At 71.0% G+C, this 17,804-nt stretch carries 17 protein-coding genes and 1 tRNA gene; 8 read left to right on the top strand and 10 right to left on the bottom strand.

All coding sequences use genetic code 11. The features are described from left to right. Positions 1-33: 33 nt before the first annotated feature. Positions 34-1,056, bottom strand: coding sequence for a glucose-6-phosphate dehydrogenase (coenzyme-F420) (gene fgd, locus H9L21_RS03180; protein ID WP_154595721.1), 1,023 nt, complete (start codon positions 1,054-1,056; stop codon positions 34-36). Further along, positions 1,053-1,895 carry a 16S rRNA (cytidine(1402)-2'-O)-methyltransferase gene (gene rsmI, locus H9L21_RS03175; RefSeq protein WP_187411745.1) on the bottom strand — a complete coding sequence of 281 codons (843 nt, stop codon included), beginning with the start codon at positions 1,893-1,895 and terminating at the stop codon, positions 1,053-1,055. Before rsmI ends, fgd begins: the two co-directional genes overlap by 4 nt. A gap of 102 nt (positions 1,896-1,997) precedes the next feature. On the opposite strand from rsmI, the gene H9L21_RS03170 reads away from it, so the two are divergent. The 6 genes from H9L21_RS03170 to H9L21_RS03145 all read left to right on the top strand — a co-directional run bounded on the left by H9L21_RS03170 (position 1,998) and on the right by H9L21_RS03145 (position 8,856). Next, positions 1,998-3,518 (top strand): dolichyl-phosphate-mannose--protein mannosyltransferase, encoded by a 1,521-nt coding sequence (locus H9L21_RS03170; RefSeq protein ID WP_154595722.1) that lies wholly within the window; start codon positions 1,998-2,000, stop codon positions 3,516-3,518. Between the two features lie 31 nt (positions 3,519-3,549). Beyond that, on the top strand, positions 3,550-4,146 hold the full coding sequence (locus H9L21_RS03165) for an RNA polymerase sigma factor (RefSeq protein ID WP_255467230.1): 597 nt from the start codon (positions 3,550-3,552) through the stop codon (positions 4,144-4,146). Beyond that, entirely contained in the window at positions 4,146-5,117 is a 972-nt protein-coding gene (locus H9L21_RS03160) for a DUF4349 domain-containing protein (RefSeq protein ID WP_154595723.1), read from the top strand. Before H9L21_RS03165 ends, H9L21_RS03160 begins: the two co-directional genes overlap by 1 nt. Before the next feature lie 96 nt (positions 5,118-5,213). Then, entirely contained in the window at positions 5,214-6,254 is a 1,041-nt protein-coding gene (locus tag H9L21_RS03155) for an LLM class F420-dependent oxidoreductase (RefSeq protein WP_154595724.1), read from the top strand. 92 nt (positions 6,255-6,346) lie between these two features. Then, complete coding sequence (locus H9L21_RS03150) at positions 6,347-6,961, top strand: ATP-binding cassette domain-containing protein (protein ID WP_154595725.1); 615 nt, start codon at positions 6,347-6,349, stop codon at positions 6,959-6,961. After that, positions 6,961-8,856 (top strand): YhgE/Pip domain-containing protein, encoded by a 1,896-nt coding sequence (locus H9L21_RS03145; RefSeq protein ID WP_154595726.1) that lies wholly within the window; start codon positions 6,961-6,963, stop codon positions 8,854-8,856. The genes H9L21_RS03150 and H9L21_RS03145 overlap by 1 nt, the downstream gene beginning before the upstream one ends. Before the next feature lie 12 nt (positions 8,857-8,868). Here the strand turns inward: H9L21_RS03145 and H9L21_RS03140 are convergent, their stop codons facing one another. The 7 genes from H9L21_RS03140 to H9L21_RS03110 form a co-directional block, all read right to left on the bottom strand. Continuing rightward, entirely contained in the window at positions 8,869-9,240 is a 372-nt protein-coding gene (locus H9L21_RS03140; RefSeq protein WP_154595727.1) for a fluoride efflux transporter FluC, read from the bottom strand. Then, complete coding sequence (locus H9L21_RS03135) at positions 9,237-9,689, bottom strand: fluoride efflux transporter FluC (protein ID WP_255467227.1); 453 nt, start codon at positions 9,687-9,689, stop codon at positions 9,237-9,239. Before H9L21_RS03135 ends, H9L21_RS03140 begins: the two co-directional genes overlap by 4 nt. A 94-nt stretch (positions 9,690-9,783) precedes the next feature. Then, positions 9,784-9,856: transfer RNA gene (locus tag H9L21_RS03130), tRNA-Ala, on the bottom strand. A 69-nt stretch (positions 9,857-9,925) separates the two neighbouring features. Beyond that, entirely contained in the window at positions 9,926-10,906 is a 981-nt protein-coding gene (sepX, locus tag H9L21_RS03125) for a divisome protein SepX/GlpR (RefSeq protein WP_154595728.1), read from the bottom strand. Between the two features lie 83 nt (positions 10,907-10,989). Then, the gene (locus H9L21_RS03120; RefSeq protein ID WP_154595729.1) at positions 10,990-11,592 is read right to left on the bottom strand and encodes a GNAT family N-acetyltransferase; all 603 of its coding nucleotides are present in this window, start codon (positions 11,590-11,592) and stop codon (positions 10,990-10,992) included. Next, complete coding sequence (glp, locus tag H9L21_RS03115) at positions 11,592-12,866, bottom strand: molybdotransferase-like divisome protein Glp (RefSeq protein ID WP_154595730.1); 1,275 nt, start codon at positions 12,864-12,866, stop codon at positions 11,592-11,594. Before glp ends, H9L21_RS03120 begins: the two co-directional genes overlap by 1 nt. A gap of 27 nt (positions 12,867-12,893) precedes the next feature. After that, the gene (locus H9L21_RS03110) at positions 12,894-14,270 is read right to left on the bottom strand and encodes a UTP--glucose-1-phosphate uridylyltransferase (RefSeq protein WP_154595731.1); all 1,377 of its coding nucleotides are present in this window, start codon (positions 14,268-14,270) and stop codon (positions 12,894-12,896) included. A gap of 18 nt (positions 14,271-14,288) precedes the next feature. Here H9L21_RS03110 and H9L21_RS03105 point away from each other — a divergent pair, with 18 nt between their 5' ends. After that, positions 14,289-14,870 carry a 5-formyltetrahydrofolate cyclo-ligase gene (locus tag H9L21_RS03105; RefSeq protein ID WP_154595732.1) on the top strand — a complete coding sequence of 194 codons (582 nt, stop codon included), beginning with the start codon at positions 14,289-14,291 and terminating at the stop codon, positions 14,868-14,870. A gap of 171 nt (positions 14,871-15,041) precedes the next feature. Then, positions 15,042-16,019, top strand: a complete 978-nt coding sequence (locus H9L21_RS03100; protein ID WP_154595733.1) for a type IV toxin-antitoxin system AbiEi family antitoxin — start codon at positions 15,042-15,044, stop codon at positions 16,017-16,019. A gap of 84 nt (positions 16,020-16,103) precedes the next feature. On the opposite strand, the gene H9L21_RS03095 is transcribed toward H9L21_RS03100, so the two are convergent. Beyond that, the gene (locus H9L21_RS03095; protein ID WP_154595734.1) at positions 16,104-17,804 is read right to left on the bottom strand and encodes a GMC family oxidoreductase; all 1,701 of its coding nucleotides are present in this window, start codon (positions 17,802-17,804) and stop codon (positions 16,104-16,106) included.

Below are 17,804 nucleotides of genomic sequence, written 5' to 3'. Positions count from 1 at the left end.
TAGTGAGCCCTCGAACCGCGGCTCGTCCCGCGGTCAGCGAGCGCGCAGACGCGGCGCCAGATCGCGCTCGAAGAGCTCCAGGAAGCGGTTCTGGTCGTTCCCGGGCGCGTGGAACACGAGGTGGTTGAAGCCCCAGTCGACGTACTGGCCGATCTTCTCGACGACCTCGTCGGGATCCGAGCCCACGATCCAGCGCTTGGCGATCTGCGCGATCGGCAGCGCGTCGGCCGCCTTCTCCATCTCGACCGGGTCGGTGATGGAGTGCTTCTGCTCGGGCGTGAGCGACAGCGGCGACCAGAAGCGCGTGTTCTCCAGCGCCAGCTCGGGATCGGTGTCGTAGGAGAGCTTGATCTCGATCATCCGGTCGGCCTCCTGCGGGTCGCGCCCCGCGGCCTCGGCGCCCTCGCGCATCGCCGGCAGCAGCTTCTCGGTGTAGAGCTCGGGCCCCTTGCCCGAGGTGCAGATCGAGCCGTCTCCCATGCGCCCGGCGTACTTCGCCACGACCGGGCCGCCGGCCGCGATGTAGACCGGGATCGGCTCGTCGGGGCGGTCGTAGATCGAGGCGTCGTGCGTGGAGTAGTACTCGCCCTCGAAGGACACCCGCTCGTCGGACCACAGGGCCCGCATGAGGCGCACCGACTCGCGCAGCCGCGCGAACCGCTCCTTGAACTCGGGCCAGTCCTGCTCGCCCGCACCGCGGAAGCCGGTGGCGATCTCATTGAGCGCCTCACCGGTGCCGACGCCCAGCACGATCCGACCCGGGTACAGGCATCCCATCGTGGCGAACGCCTGGGCGATGACGGCGGGGTTGTAGCGGAACGTCGGCGTCATCACGGACGTGCCGATGACCACGGAGTGGGTCCGCTCGCCCACCGCGGTCATCCACGCGAGCGAGAACGGGGCGTGCCCGCCGACGTGGCGCCAGGGCTGGAAGTGGTCGCTGGTCCAGACCGACTCCATGCCGTGCGCCTCGGCGGCCACGGCGTACTCGACCAGGTCGCGCGGACCGAACTGCTCGGCCGAGGCCTTGTACCCGAGCTTCAGCGGCTGACTCATGAGGACTCCTTGGGGGCGTGGGCGGCGGCGTAGACCACCTTGCGGGAGATTCCGGTGCGCCGCGCGACGTCGGCGATCGCGTCCTTGGTGCTGAGCCCCTCGGCTCGGGTCTGCTCGACCAGCGCCGCGAGGTCGGCCTCGTCGAGGTCCTCGGGGGCCGCCGGTTCCGCGCCGGAGACGACGATCGTGATCTCGCCGCGCACGCGATCGCCGTCGCCGGCCCACTGCGCGAGGTCGGACAGCGGACCGCGCACGACCTCCTCGTACGTCTTCGTCAGCTCGCGGCAGACGGCTGCGCGACGGTCGGGCCCGAACGCCTCGGCCATCGCCGCCAGGGTCGCGGCAGTGCGGTGCGGGGACTCGAAGAACACCAAGGTGCGCGGATCGGTCGCGAGCGCGCCGAGCACGCGAGCCCGCTCGCCCGGCTTGCGCGGCGGGAAGCCCTCGAAGCAGAAGCGGTCCACCGGCAGCCCCGAGACCGCCAGCGCCGTCAGCACGGCCGAGGGGCCCGGGATCGCGGTGACCGGCAGGTCCTCGGCCACGGCAGCGGCGACGATCCGGTAGCCCGGGTCCGACACGCTCGGCATCCCGGCATCGGTCACCAGGACGACGGTCCGGCCGGCGCGCAGGTCGTCCATCAGCTCGGCCGTGCGCTGCTCCTCGTTGCCCTCGAAGTACGAGACGACGCGAGCGGTGACCTCGACGCCCAGGTCGGCGGCCAGCCGCCGGAAGCGGCGGGTGTCCTCGGCCGCGACGACGTCGGCCTCGGCCAACGCGGGGGCGAGGCGCCCGGAGGCGTCCGCCACGGTTCCGATGGGGGTCCCGGCGAGGATCAGCACCCCTCGATCCTGCCACGGCGGCACACGGCGCGAACGGGCCCGATGTAACTGCGAGTTCGATGGCACTCCCGCTCGGCTCCCAGTCTGGCTAGGGTGTGCCGGGTGACTCTGCTCGACAACATCAGCCTGCGCGCCTGGGGATGGATCGGGCCGATCGCCGTGGCGTTGCTGGCCTTTTTCCTGCGGATCTGGAAGGTCTCGAGCCCGAACTCGCTGACGTTCGACGAGACGTACTACGCCAAGGACGCCTGGGGGCTCCTGCACGGCGGGTACGCACGCGACGCCGTCGATGACGCGAACGGCCGGATCATCAACGGTGAGACCGACGTGTTCACCCAGGACCCGACCTGGGTCGTGCACCCCGACGGTGGCAAATGGCTCATCGCGTTCGGCGAGAAGCTGTTCGGCCTGACGCCGCTGGGGTGGCGCTTCGGCGCCGTCGTCATCGGCTCCCTCACGGTCCTGGTGCTAGCCCGCCTCGTGCTGCGGCTCACCGGCTCGATCGCGCTGGGCTGCCTGGCGGGCCTGCTGCTGACCCTCGACGGGTTGCACTTCACGATGTCGCGCATCGCCCTGCTCGACGTCTTCCTCGCGTTCTGGCTGGTCTGCGCCACCGCCTGCCTGGCCGCCGACCGCGACTGGCTCACCCGCAAGCTGCGCGAGGTCGGACCCGATGCGTGGATCTGGCTGCGCCCCTGGCAACTGGCGGCCGGCGCCTGCTTCGGCCTGGCGATCGCGACCAAGTGGAGCGGTCTGTACGTGCTGGCGGCGTTCGGCATCACGGTCGTGGTGTGGGACGTGTGGGCCCGGGGCCGGGTCGCGACGTGGCAGGACGCGGTGATGCGGGTGCTGCGTGCCGGCCTCCCCGCCTTCGTCTCGCTCGTCGGCGTCGCGCTGGTGGTCTACCTCCTCAGCTGGACCGGCTGGCTGCTGAACCACGACGCCTTCGAGACGCGCTTCGGGCACGGCTACGGCGACGAGCCGGTCTGGGGCAGCGTCAGCAACCCCACCCGTGGCCCGTTGGGCGGGTTGATCGACGCGTTCCGCTCGCTGTGGAGCTTCCACGTCATGACCTGGAACTTCCACACCGGCGACTACCTCGCGACCAAGACCCACCCCTACGAGACCAACGCCTTCGGCTGGCTGATCCAGTGGCGGCCCACGAACGTCTCCTCGAACTTCGACATCGCCGCCTCCGCGTGCGGTGCGGCAGCCGAGTCCAAGTGCGTCCGCCAGGTGCTGACGCTGGGCAACCCCGCGATCTGGTGGGTCGGCACGCTCGGTCTGGTCACGGCGCTCGTGGCCTGGATCCGCAACCCCACGTGGCGCTGGAGCCTGCCGCTGGTCGCCGTCGTGGCCACGTGGGCGCCGTGGTGGATCACCTCGGGCCGCCCGATCTTCACCTTCTACGCCGTCGCGATCGTGCCGTTCATGATCGTGGCGCTGTGCCTGGTGTTCGCCGCGATCCGCCGCCGCATCCCGGACCGGCTGTGGTGGGGCGGCATCGCGGCCTACGTGGGCATCGTCATCGCGATGTTCTGGTACTTCTACCCGATCCTGGCCAACCGGATCATCACGTACGACCAGTGGCGCGAACGCATGTGGTGGGACCGCTGGATCTGAGACGATGCGCTGCACCGCGACATGAGAGGTCGTGGAGGCAAGGATCGAGACGATGGCCGGACCGGCCCAGCCCGAGGCGCAGGACGCTCCGCTGAGCGACGCGGCGCTGCTGGCGCGGGCCCGACGCGGAGACACGTTCGCGTTCGGCACACTGTTCGACCGGCACGTCGGTGCCGTCTACTGGCAGGCGCACCGGGTCGTCGGCGACGCCGACGAGGCAGAGGACGTCTGCCAGGACACGTTCGTCACGGCCTGGCGGCGCATCGGCGACATCACGATCGCCGACCGCTCGATCCTGCCGTGGCTCATGGTCACGGCGCGGTACACCGCGCTCAACACCCGTCGCAAGCGTGCGCGCCGTCGCGCCGTCGCGCTGGAGCACGAGCCGGTCGATCCCGACGCCGATCCCTCCGGCCGCCTGGAGGAGGCAGCGGTCGCGGCGGCCATCGAGGCGGCCGTGGCCCGCCTCTCCCCCATCGATCGCCGGTTGTACGAGCTGTGTGTCGACGGTGACCTGACCTACGAGCAGGCGGCCGCCGCGGTCGGCGTGACCCACGGAGCCGTCCGCAACCGCGTGTCGCGATTGCGGACCCGCCTGCGCAGCGACCTGCGAGAGGAGCGTGCCTGATGACCGGGACGGAGCTGCCGGTGCTCGAGCCGGAGCGGATCGAGCGGATGCGCGTGGGCGTGATGGACGCGGTCGCCGAGCACGAGGGCGCCACGCGGCACCGGCGCCGGCGGGTGCGGGCGGCCTTCGCGGGCGCCGTCGCCGCGGCGGTCGTCGTCGTGGGTGGCGTCGGAGTGGGAGTGAGCGAGCTCGGCGGGTCCTCGAGCGACTCGAAGGCGACCACCGCCGATGACACGGCCGCGGCGGAGGCGCCGAGTGCCCGGTCGGACGCGGGCGCCGAGGCGGACGACACCGCTGCCGACGCGGAGGTCCCGCCGCTCACGACCGTCGTCACGACGGGCTCGATGTCGGTCGAGGTCGACGACGTGCGCGACGCGGTCGCGGTGATCCGCACGTTCGTCGCGGGGCGCCTGGGACGTATCGACGCCGAGACCATCGAGGGCGGCGCGGAGGGCTCGGCCTCGCTCACCGTGCGCGTGCCCGCTGACGGCGTCGAGGCGCTCCGGCGCGAGCTCGACTCCCTCGGCGCGCCGTCCTCGGTGTACCTCGAGCGCACCGACGAGGCGGCCACGATCGCGGACGTCGACGCGCGCATCGCGTCGCTGGAGACGTCGATCCGACGGTTGCGGGCGATCGTCGCGGAGTCCTCGTCGACCCGAGACCTGCTCGACGCCGAGGCCCAGCTCACCCAGCGCCAGGGAGATCTCGAGGCACTGCAGGGCCAGCGCCGCGCGCTGCGCGACCAGACCTCGCTGGCCACCATCGAGGTGCTCGTGACGCCCCGGGACACCGCGCGCCCGGTCGAGCCCGGTGAGGGCTTCCGTGGGGGCCTCACGCGCGGCTGGAACGCCCTCGTCGCCACCGTGGACGGGCTGGTCACCGTCGCCGGACTGCTGACACCGTGGCTGATCCCCGTGGGCCTGGTCGCCGTCGTCGTGCTGGGGGTCCGCCGCCGCCGCGCCCGACGCTGACCCACCTCGGGACCATCCGGGACGCGGCGGCCCTCGATGTGGCAGCGTGAGCCACGACACGGGCGACGTGCGCCCGCTCATGGGAGGTGCAGACGGATGAAGCTCGGACTCAGCCTCGGCTACTGGGGCAAGGGACAGCCGCCGGGACAGGCCGCGCAGGTCGCCCTGGCCGAGGAGCTGGGCTACGACTCGGTCTGGACCGCGGAGGCCTACGGCTCCGACGCCCTGACGCCGCTGGCCTGGCTGGGCGCCTCGACCGAGCGGATCAAGCTCGGCACCGGCATCGTCCAGATGTCCGCCCGCACCCCCACGGCCACCGCGATGGCCGCCATGACCCTCGATCACCTCTCGGGCGGCCGGATGATGCTCGGGCTGGGCGTCTCGGGCCCACAGGTCGTGGAGGGTTGGTACGGCCAGCCCTACCCGCGCCCGCTGGCGCGCACCCGCGAGTACTTCGATGTGCTGCGTCAGGCGATCGCCCGCGAGAAGGTCGCCCACGACGGCGCCCAGATCCAGATCCCCTACGTCGACAGGTACGGCCTGAAGTCCACCGGCCTGGGCAAGTCCCTGCGTTCGACGCTGCACCCGGTCCGCGATCAGATCCCCCTCCTGCTGGCCGCCGAGGGGCCGAAGAACATCGCCCTCTCGGCCGAGATCGCCGACGGCTGGATCCCGTTCTTCTACTCGCCGCACGACGCGACCTTCGCCCACGACGCCCTCGAGGCGGGCTTCGCGCTGCGCTCGCCCGAGCGGTTGCCGCGCGACCAGTTCGAGGTCGCCTGCCCGGTGCAGGTCATCGTGTCCGACGACCTCGAGGCGGCAGCCGACTGGATCCGTCCGTTCATCGCGCTGTACGTCGGCGGCATGGGCGCGAAGGGTGCCAACTTCCACTTCGACGCCGTCGCGCGCCTGGGGTTCGAGGAGGTCTGCACGAAGATCCAGGACCTGTACCTGGAGGGTCGCAAGGACGAGGCCACGGCCGCCGTCCCCCTCGACCTCGTCGAGAAGATCGCCCTGATCGGACCGAAGGAGAAGATCCGCGACGATCTCGCCGCCTGGCGCGAGTCCGTCGTCACGACGCTCATGGTCGGGGGCGACGAGGCCACCTTGCGCCTCATGGCCGAGCTCGTGCTCTGACGCGGCCGGGGTCCGGCGGGCGTCGCTCTCCGGTTTCGGTTCCCGCCACGCTGGGTCACAGTGGAGGGAACCGACTGCCGTAGCGAGGTCCCATGCGCATCGAATCCCTGGCTGTCGCGGTGGACGGCCCTCATTCGCCCCTGCTGCGCCCCACCTCAGCGACGATCGAGTCCGGAGCCGTCACGATCATCGACGGGCCGCCGGGGACGGGCCACACGGCTTTCAGCCTCGTCGTGGCCGGCCGGATGGTCCCGTCCTCGGGGCAGGTCCTGGTCGACGGCGAGGCGGACGGGCAGCGGCTGCGCCGCGAGGTGGCCGTCGTCGACGTGCCGGCGGTCTCCGAGCCCGACGAGGTCGTGTCGCTGTCCACGGCGATCGGCGAGGAGCTGGCGATGGCGCGCCTGCCCGCCCGGCCGAGGCACGTGCGCGAGACGCTGAGCCAGTACGGCGCCGAGGACTGGCGTCGCACGCGCGTCGAGGACGTGCCGGCCGCGCTGCGCTTCCAGTTGCTCGCGTATCTCGCCGCCCAGCGCCCCGGCGTCCGCGCCCTCGTCCTGTGTTGTCCCGACCGTTACGGCGTGCAGGCCGACGAGGCCCTCGGGGTGGCCCGCGAGCTGGCCGACTCCGGCTACGCCGTGTGCCTGCAGCTGACCACGACCACCCTGCAGGGTGTCGACCACTCGCACGCCACCCTCGGGAGGTCCTGATGACATCGCTGCGGCTCGCCCTCACCGAGCTCCTGAGGCTCAGTGCCGGACTGCTCCCCCGGCTGGCCATCGCGGCCGTGATCCTGATCCCGACCCTCTACGCCTCGCTCTACCTGTGGGCCAATCACGACCCGTACGGCCGCCTCACCACCGTCGAGGCCGCGCTGGTCGTCGAGGACCAGCCCGCCGAGAGCAAGCAGAGCGGGCGCATCGACGCCGGCCGGGAGGTGGCTCGCGACCTGGTGAAGGACGGCTCGTTCGACTGGCGCGAGGTGTCCGCCGCCGACGCGGACCGCGGTGTCGAGAACGGCGAGTACCTGTTCGCCCTGACCATCCCCCGGGGGTTCTCCGAGGCGCTCGCCTCGACGGCGGACTTCGACCCCAAGAAGGGCACGCTGATCCTGACCACGAACGAGGCGAACAACTACCTCTCGGCCACGATCGCCGACCAGGTCCTGTCGAGGGTCAGCGCGTCGATCGACCAGAACGTCGGCGAGAAGGCCGCTGCCGCGTTCCTGCTGGGCTTCTCGACCCTGCACGACAAGCTGCAGGAGGCCGGAGCCGGAGCCGAGAAGCTGACCCAGGGCATCGCCGAGGCGGAGAAGGGCAGCGAGCGGCTCGCCACCGGCGCCACGAAGCTGGCCGACGGGCAGGCGACCCTGCTCGAGGGCCAGCGCACGCTCGGCCGAGGCATCAGCAGTGCCGCCTCGGGCACGGCCGAGCTCGAGAGCGGGTCGCGCCAGGTGGCCGCCGGCAACGAGAAGATCGCGACGGTGGCCGACGACATCGCGGCCGCCTCCAAGACGGCCAATGAGGCGCTCCCGCAGGCGCGGGCCGACATCGCCGAGCTCCTGGACGACGCCGGACTCACTCCGGCCCAGCAGCGCCGGATCCTGGCGCAGGTCGACCAGCTCGGAGCACCGCTGAACCAGCTCAACGACAAGGTCCAGGCCACGGACGCCCAGATCGACGAGCTGGCCGCCGGCGCCGAGAAGGTCGCGAACGGCACCGCGACGCTCAAGAACGGCCTCACGACCGCCGAGTCCGGCAGCGCCCGGCTCGTCAGCGGGCAGCTCGAGGCCGAGAACGGGGCGAGGAAGCTGGCATCGGGCGCCGACGAGCTGACCACCGGGCTGGGCACGGCCCGCGCGGGGTCCCAGCGCCTGGCGACCGGGCTGGAGGACGGCATCAACTCGGTCCCGGACCTCGGCCGTGAGCGCCGCGACGAGGCCGCCGAGGCCATCGCCTCGCCGATCCAGACCCGGGACGTCGCCCAGGCGTCCGCCGACAGCTACGGCGCCGGACTGGCTCCGTTCTTCCTGTGCATCGGCACCTGGGTCGGCAGCTACGTCATGTTCCTGCTGGTGCGGCCGCTGTCGAACCGCGCGATCGCGGCGCGGCAGTCCCCGTTGCGCACGGCTCTCGGTGGCTGGCTCACCCCCGCGCTCCTCGCGGCCGTGCAGGTGCTCGTCATGCTCGGCATCGTGGTGGCGGTGGTGGGCATCGACGTGCTCCGTGCCGCGCAGGTCGCGCTGTTCCTCATGCTGGTGGCTGCGGCCTTCGTGGCCATCGTGCACTGCCTCAACGCGTGGCTCGGGCCGGTCGGTCAGTTCCTCGGGCTGGTCCTGCTGGTCCTGCAATTGGCCAGCGCCGGCGGCACGTTCCCGTGGCAGACCTTGCCCGGCGCGCTGCAGGCCGCCCACCACGTCCTGCCGATGTCCTACGCCATCGACGGCATCCGTCACCTGATGTACGACGCGGCGCTCGACAGCCTGCCGCGCGACATCGCGGTGCTCGCGGCGTACGTGGTGGGATCGGTGGCCCTGACGGCCCTCGCGGCCTATCGACGAAGGATCTGGAAGGTGTCGCAGATCAAGCCGGAGATCGCCCTGTAGATCGCCCTGGCGTCAGCGTCCCCCGAACCAGAGGCCGAGCCCGGCCGCGAGGAGGCTGCAGACGAGCATCGCGGCCGCGTGCACAGTCGCCGTCACGAGGGCACGGGAGCCGCGCTGCCGGGCCAGGCTCCCCGCTTCGACACTCGCTGCCGAGAAGGTCGTGTACCCGCCCAGCAGACCCGTCCCGACCACCGAGCGGACGTCCGCACCGACGCCATGGTCGCCACTGAGCGCCACGACGAGTCCGAGCAGGAACGAGCCGGTGACATTGACGACGAGGGTTCCGAGGGGCACCCGCGAACGGACCACACGCGTCACCCATGCATCCACGACGAACCGCAGCACCGCGCCGAGCCCTCCGGCCAGCACCACGAGGCCGATCATCGGCCGGCCTCGTCCGGATCGACCGGCGTCGTCCGCGCGCCCCCGAGCAGCACGCCCAGCCCCGCCGCCAGGACACCGGCGACGACACTGCCCAGCGCGTAGGCCGTGCCCAGACCGAGCGCCCCGTCGCGCAGCAGCTCGTCGACCTCGACGATGAACGTGCTGTACGTCGTGAAGCCGCCGAGGACGCCGGTGCCCACGGCAAGCCGCACTCGGCGACGCCCACCGCTGTCGTCACCGCGTACCGCGAGCGCCGACACGAGCGCGCCCAGCAGGAACGATCCGGACACGTTGATGGCGAAGGTGGTCCAGGGCCACTCCCCCGGGCCCGCCGCGAACGTGTCCTCGAGCACGGCCCGCACGAGCGTGCCCACCGCGCCGCCGATCAGGACGAGCAGCACGGGCCCCAGTGCCGACACAGGCGTGGAGGGGATGTCGGGACCGCGCACGGCCCGAGCCTACGCGGCGGGAAACGACGCCGCGGCGGGCCGCAGGCTGAACGACGACGGCGCCCCCGGAAGAATCCGGAGGCGCCGTCTCGGGTGGAGCATAGGAGATTCGAACTCCTGACCTCTTCGATGCGAACGAAGCGCGCTACCAACTGCGCCAATGCCCCAAGGCCGTGGTCCAGCCTAGCAAAACCGTTCCGCCGATCACATCCGCGGGTCGGTCTGCGTGCCGCAGGTCAGTGACCGACGGCGCGCTGCTCGGTGCCGGTGTCGCCCTCATCGCCTGCGATGCCGGGCAGTTCGGTCTGCTCACCCTCGACGTGACCGGACGTCCAGGCGCCGGGCTGACCGAACTCGATGGTGCGCACGGTGCGACCGGCACGCGGCTTGCTGACGTACGTCGGAACCGTGATCGGCAGCGGATCCCAGACCGGCTCGCCCGTGGTGGCCGAGACGCTGGGGACCGCGATCTGCAGCTGCTCGTCCAAGGCGTCGGCACCCAGCGGGGCGTCCATCTCCATGACGTTGCGGCGGTTCGGGTCGTAGTCCTCGACCTGGTCGGAGACGACGACGGTCATCTCCTCGTCGGCGGCGGTGCCGCCGACGGCAGCCTTCGAGCCGCCCTCGGTGACGCGGCCCGACGCCCAGCTGAACAGACGGCCGGTGGCGGCCGGGACAGCGCGCAGGCGACGAACAGCAGCACCCAGGCCGGCCGACGAACGACCCTCACTCTGGCGACCGATGCCACGCTCCTGGCGGACCATGACGCGGCACAACACGAGCCAGGCGACGATCAGGCCGACACCGATGGCCGGGGTCCACACCGCGGTGACACGAGCGATCGCGAGACCGGAGAGCACCGCCAGCACGGCGACCAGCGTCAGCAGCACGTTGCGGCGACGGCGGGCGGCGATGCGAGCGGCTTCGCGCGAGACGCGCGGACGCTGCGTGTCGACCGCCGGAGAAGTCCGGTCGACACGAGGGGAAGTCCTCTTCAGGGGGGCCGGGGCGGCCGGCGCCGGGCGCTTCTGCTCGACGGGACGCTCCTGGGCGGTGACGGTGACGCGACGGGGCTCGACCACACGTCGGGTCGGTCCGTCCTGGTCGAGGGACGAGTTCTTGCCCGCCTCGTCGTAGCGACGCAGGACGAGCGGGACGAAGTACGCCGCCCACAGTGCGACGACGAATGCGACGATCAGTCCGCTGGAACCCTCCACGTTTGAAACCGTAGGTCGTGACGGACGTGATCCGTGGGAGGGACGGGGGCGTGTCGCCCCGGAGTTCGTCGGGCGTGCGTCACTCAGCTGTCGGCAGAGCCGTGGCGCAGCCGGTGCAGGACCCCGTCGGGCACGTCTTCTCGCAGCAATTGGAACAGCCGGTGGTCGCGCCAGTCCCCCGCGATGTGCAGGTAGCGCGGCGCCAGCCCGAACTCGGCGAAACCCAGCTTCTCGACGACTCGCAGGCTCGCGGCGTTCTCGGGGCGGATGGAGATCTCGATCCGATGGAGCCCGACCTGCGTGAACAGGTGGTCGCACACGAGCGCGACGGCGGTGGGAGTGACGCCCCGGCCCGCGTGACTGCGCGCCACCCAATAGCCGATGCTGGCCCACAACGCCGAGCCGCGCGTGATCCCGCTGACCGTCACCTGACCGACCATCGTCCCGGCCCAGGTGATCGCGAACGGCATCGCGGTGCCCTCGCGGGCGCGCCGCCGCAGGGCGCCGATCGTCGCGCCGTACGACTCCGGCGCGACGCCCTCGCCCCGGGGCAGCGTGGCCTCCCACGGACCCAGCCACTCGAGGTTCTCGGTGCGCAGCCGGGCCCAGGCGGAGGCGTCGCGGCGCACGAGCGGCCGCACGCCGATGAGTCCGTCCGACAGCGTCGCCGGCCAGCCGCGAGCCATCAGAAGTTGCGGTCCAGCACCAGGGTGCGGACGGTGTCGCCGAGATTGAGCGCGCTCTCGTCCTCGCCCACGACGATCAACGCGTTGGCCTTGGCCAGCGCTCCGACCAGGTGCGGGCCGGTGTGCGGCAGCGGGGTGACCTTGGCGCCTCGGTGCGTGACCTCGAAGAACGCCGGGCGGTACTCGCGCAGCCCCGTGTCGGACCTCAGGTCCTCGGCCAGGACCGCGTGCACCTGCGGGCGGCGGTAGGGCGTGCGCCCGAGCATCCGCCGGATCGCCGGCACCACGAAGACCTCGAACCCGACATAGGCCGACACCGGGTCGCCGGGCAGCGTGATGACGGGCGTCTGCTCCTCGAAGACCCGGCCGAACCCGTGGGTGCGGCCCGGGGTCATGGCGACGTCGGAGAACGCCACCTCGCCGACCTCGGTCAGCGTGCGCTTGACCAGGGCCCGGTCGTCGCCGGTGATGCCGCCGGTCGTGACGACCAGGTCGGCACGCACCAACTGGTCGGAGAGCACGCGCTTGAAGACGGCCGGATCGTCGTCGACGACGCCGACGCGGTAGGCGATGGCGCCGAGGTCGCGAACGGCGGCGGCGAGCATGGAGGAGTTCGCATCGAACACGGAGTCCACCTCGAGGTGGGCTCCGGGCTCGCGCAGCTCACGACCGGTCGACATGACCACGACGCGCGGACGCGGACGGGCCCGGACGCGGTCGCGGCCGATCGCGGCGAGCAGTCCGATCTCGCGGGGGCCGAGCACGGCTCCCTCGGGAAGCGCGACGGCGCCGCGGGAGAGGTCTCCGGCCGCGTGGCGCACGCCCGCCCCGGCCAGCACGGCGCGGCCGATCGCGACCTTGGTGCGCCCTCCGTCGGTCGAGTCGGCCGGCACGACGGCGTCGGCGCCGCGCGGCAGCGGCGCTCCGGCCATGATCCGCACGCACGAGCCGGCGCTGATGGCGAACGGCTTGCCCAGGCCGGCGACGATCTCGGCCACGACCGGCAACTCGACCGGCTCGCCGGGACGGGCCCCGACGACGTCGGTGGCGTTGACGGCGTACCCGTCGACGGCAGCCGAGGAGAACCGTGGCAGGTCCTCATTGGCCAGGACGTCCTCGTGCAGGCTCAGGCCCAGCGACTCGACGACCGGCTGGTCGTAGGCCGCCAACGGGCCGACGCCACGCAAGATGGTCTCGAGATGGTCTTCGACCGTCAGGCGACCGGGGGCCACGCTGACGGGACGCGTCCGCGGGGGCAGTTGACCTGACGACATGCGTGCCAGCCTAACCGGCGGACGGACTCAGATCCCGGACAGCACGGTTCCGGACGCCACGTGGCGCGCCCGGCCCTCGTCCTCGAGCACGACATCGCCGCGCACGACGACGCCTTCACCGAAGCTCCAGTCGCCGCGCACGGTCAGGGACGTGGCGTACAGCAACGACACCGAGAACGGCAGTCGCTTGTCGAACTCGGCGATCGCGCCGAAGTAGCGCTTGTCCAGATCGACCGCCGGAACGTCGTCGAGACGGGCGCGCAGCTGGTAGTCCGGGCCCACGTCGTAGACGTCGGAGCGCAGCAACAGCAGGTCGTCGGTCGTCTTGACCGGCAGGAACCGCGCCCGGTCGACCTCGATCGCGGTCGCACCCTCGAACACCGAGATCGCCGCGCCCATCGCGGACTCGATCTGGATCACCTCGGGGCTGGCGGGATCGGTCGGGTCGACCCGCTTCTGGTTGCGGATCAGCGGCAGGTCGAGCACGCCGTTCGCCCGGTCGAGCTCGGCGCGCAGCGCGTGCAGGTCGAACCACAGATTGTTCGTGTGGAAGTACTTGTGCACGTGCAGGTCGGCGGCGGCCTCGCGGTCCTCCGGGGCGATCTGCGCGGTCTCGCGCAGGATCAGGCGGCCGTCGGACTTGCGCACGACGAGGTGTCCGCCCTTGACGTCGGCCGGCGTGCGACGGCACACCTCGGCGGCGTAGGGCGCGCCCGTCTCCGCGAACCACGCCATCATCGCGGGATCGGGCACGGCACCGAGGTTGTCGGCGTTCGAGATCGAGGCATAGCGATACCCCGCCTCGATCAGCTGGTCGAGCACACCGGACGCGTCCAGGGCGGTGTAGAGGTCGGCGTGGCCGGGCGGGCACCACTCCAGCGAGGGATCGGCCGGCCACTCGACGGGCTCGAGGGTCTCGGCGTCCAGCCGCGGCTCACGGTTCTGGACGAAGTCCAACGGCAGATCGCCGACCTTGAGCTCGGGGTAGCGCGCCAGCGCGGCCAGGGTGTCGTCGCGGGTGCGGAAGCTGTTCATGAACAGCAGCGGCAGGTCCACGCCGAGGGTGGACCGCACGTGCCAGACCTGGTCGACGATCAGGTCCAGGAAGCTCAGCCGGTGCTTGATCGGCAACAGCGACTTGGCCTGCTTCATGCCCATCGTCGTGCCGAGTCCGCCGTTGAGCTTGATGACGACCGTCTCGGCGGCCGCGCGGCGCAAGGTCTCGTCGTCGAAGTCCAGACGCGCGATGCTCTCGACATCGGTCAGCGGATCGACGTCGGACTCGGGGATCAGGCCCGACGCACCTTCCTCCAGCTGGTGGTAGAACGCCGTGAAGACGTCGATCGCCTGCTCGGGAAGTCCGTCCGAGCGCATCTTGTCCTGTGCGTCTGCCAGTGCTTTCATCGGGCCTAGGCTAGCGGCATGTCGGCCGACGTGATCAGTGAGAAGGTTCAGTTGCGCACGTCACTGGCCGCGGGGCGGCGCACGAGATCACCCCAGGATCGGGTGGCCGCCGCCGAGGCGATCGCCCTCCACGCGGCCGCGTTGCCGGCCTTGGCCCGCGCGGCCCGGGTGGCGGCCTACCTCTCCATGCCCAGCGAGCCGGGCACCGCTCCTCTCCTGCAATGGCTGCAGGATCGGCAGGTCACGGTGCTGGTGCCCGTGAGTCATCCGGATCGCTCCCTGACGTGGGTCGAGCACGCGACCGACGCCGTCCGCGCCGGATCGCTCGGCGTCCCCGAGCCCGTCGGCGCGGACCTGGGTCCCGACGCCCTGGCGACCTGCGACATCGCGCTCGTCCCGGCACTGGCCGTCGACCACGGCGGCAACCGGCTCGGCCGGGGCGCCGGCTACTACGACCGCGCGCTGGCCGGCTTCGACGGCGTGGTGTGCGCGCTGGTGTTCGAGGACGAGCTCCTCCCCCACGTCCCCCACGAGACGCACGACCGGCCCGTCGACCTCGTCCTGACCCCCGCGGGCGTCTTCCGGCCGCTGCGGGACTGACGGTTTACCACGGTGCCGTGGTAAACCGCCGCCTCCCTGGGGAAACTTCCCTGGGGCAGCGCGCACTTGCCTGGGGAAGCACTCTCCACAGGCCCGCGGTGAGCACTTCCGAGATCAACAGGCTCCGCTGAGGCCGTTCTCCTCGGGCGAACCAGCCGACAGCCTCAGGCCATGCATGCAGAACTGCGCGACGCACTCGCGACCAACGGCGGACATCTCCTGCGCAGGGATTTGGTCTCCATGGGTTACAGCGACCGAATGATCCGCCTGCTCGTACACCAGTCGTTCTTGACCAGGCTGCGTCATGGAACCTACGTCGACCGCCAGGTTTACGACGCACTCAGCGTTGTGGAACGCCATCTCGTCCACTGCAGAGCCGTACTCGATCGTCTGGGTCCCGGCGTGGCGCTCTCCCACCACTCCGCCGCGGCCCTGCACGGGATCGAGATGTACCGGCCGGCCTTTCGCCACGTGCACGTGACCCATCTCGACGGCAAAGGCGGTCGACGCGAGGCCGGTGTGGTCCACCACGAAGCCGAGGTGCCCTCAGGGGAGTTGACTCGCGTGGAGGGGGTCCGCGTCGTTTCCCCCGCTCGTTCCCTGTTCGAACTCGCCTCTCTCGACGGCACGGAGTCTGGTGTGGTGGCCGTTTCATCGGCCCTTCACGCCGGGTTGTCGACGAAGGAGGAGCTGCTCGATCTCGAGACCCGCTTCAACCGCTGGCCGGGCTACTCACACGCCCGCCTGGCCATCCGTCTGGCCGACGGACGAATCGAGTCGGTCGGCGAATCGCGCTCCCTCTACCACCTCTGGCGCCACGGTGTACCCCGTCCTGAGCTTCAATCGACCATCACCAACGCCGACGGCAGCACCCTGGCGCGCGTCGACTTCGAGTGGGAACTCCATCGTCACGTGGGCGAGTTCGATGGGATGAGGAAGTACAGCGCGTACGGCGATGGGCGGGAAGCCCTCATCCGGGAGAAACGGCGTGAAGACCTCGTCCGCGCCACGGGACGGGGAATGACCCGATGGACATGGAACGAACTCGCTGCTTCCCGCGTCCGCACGTGGGCCCACGAACTCGCGGCTTCATTGGAACATTCCCGTCGGCAGTTCGGCAGGAATGCGGTTCACCTTCCCCTCGGGTGACTTCCCCAGGCAATCTGGCTCGTCCCCAAGGAAGTTTCCCTTGGGAGGCGCTGGTTTACCACGGGACCGTGGTAAACCAGCGCCTCAGGACACCCCGACGATGGGCAGCCGATAGGCCGCGGGGGCGTCGACCGGGACGACCGGGTTCTTGGGCATGACCGGCTCGAGCCGGCGGTACGGCTGGCCCAGCGCCGGCCGCTGGTCGGGCTCGCCGCGGTTCGGCCAGAGCGCCACGGCCCGCTCGGCCTGAGCCGTGATCGTCAGCGAGGGGTTCACGCCCAGGTTGGCCGTGATGGCCGCGCCGTCGATCACGTGCAGTCCCTCGTGGCCGTACAGGCGCTGGTAGGGGTCGATGACGCCGGTCTGCGGCGAGTCGCCGATGGCACACCCGCCCAGGAAGTGCGCGGTCATGGGGATGCCGATGGGCTCGGTGACGATGCCGCCGGGCACTCCGTCCATGTAGTCGGCCATCTCGGTCACGGCGCGGTGCGCCGACGCGATGTAGGTAGGGTTGGGCTCGCCCGTGCCCTGCTTCGTGGTCATCTTGCGACCGCCGAACAGCCGCCGCTTCGTGTAGGTCGTGATCGAGTTGTCGCGGGCCTGCATCACGAGGGCGATCACGGTGCGCTCGGACCAGTGGAACGCGTCGTAGAGCTTGGGCAGGCGCGGGCCGAGCTTGAGGATGTTCTTGAGGACCGTCCGCAGCTTGGGCTCATCGTGTCCGCTGCCGTCGGTGGAGAGCACCATCTGGACGAACATCATCACGTTCGAGCCCTTGCCGTACCGGACCGGCTCGATGTGCGTCGTGGGGTCGGGGTGGATCGAGGAGGTGATCGCGACGCCCCGGGTGTAGTCGACCTCGCGGTGCATCGCGACCGAGCCCATCAGCGCCTCGGAGTTCGTCCGGGTCAGCAGGCCCAGGCGATCGGAGATGTTCGGGAGGCTGCCGGAGTCGCGCAGGCGGTGCAGCAGCCGCTGCGTGCCCAGGGAGGCGGCCGAGAACACGACCTGCTCGGCCCGGATGACCGGCTGCGTGCCGCGCCACTTCTTCGTGGACTTCGAGTGCACCTCGTAACCGCCTCCGGCGCGGGGCCGCACGTCGACCACGGTCGTGAGCTCACGGACCTCGGCGCCGGCCTGCTCGGCCAGGTACAGGTAGTTCTTGACCAGCGTGTTCTTGGCGTTGTGCCGGCAGCCCGACATGCACTCACCGCAGTTGATGCAGGTCCTGCGAGCCGGTCCGGCGCCGCCGAAGTACGGGTCGCCGACGTCCTGGCCCTCGTTCTCGCCGAACAGCACACCGACCGGCGCGAAGTGGAACGTGTCGCCGTAGCCCAACCGGTCGGCGGCCTCCTTGACCACCCGGTCGGCGGGGGTCATCTTCGCGACCGTGTTCACGCCGAGCATGCGCTTGGCCTGGTCGTAGTACGGCGCGAGCTCGCTCTTCCAGTCGGTGATGTGGCTCCAGGCCGGGTCCTCGTAGAACGGGTCGAGCGGCTCGTAGAGGGTGTTCGCGTACACCAGCGAGCCACCGCCGACCCCGGCACCGGCCAGCACCAGCGAGTTGCGCAGCAGGTTGATCCGCTGGATGCCGTAGCAGCCCAGCTTCGGCGCCCACAGGTAGTCGCGCAGGTGCCAGGAGTTCTTGGCGAACTGGTCGTCGGCGAACCGGCGGCCGGACTCCAGCACGAGGACCTTATAGCCCTTCTCGGTCAGCCGCAGCGCCGAGACGCTGCCGCCGAACCCGGATCCGACGATGACGACGTCGTAATCGAACTCGCTCAT

Source organism: Aeromicrobium senzhongii (assembly GCF_014334735.1).
Lineage (GTDB): Bacteria > Actinomycetota > Actinomycetes > Propionibacteriales > Nocardioidaceae > Aeromicrobium > Aeromicrobium senzhongii.
Note: the sequence above shows the minus strand (reverse complement) of the source record. Positions and strands in the feature narration are given on the sequence as shown.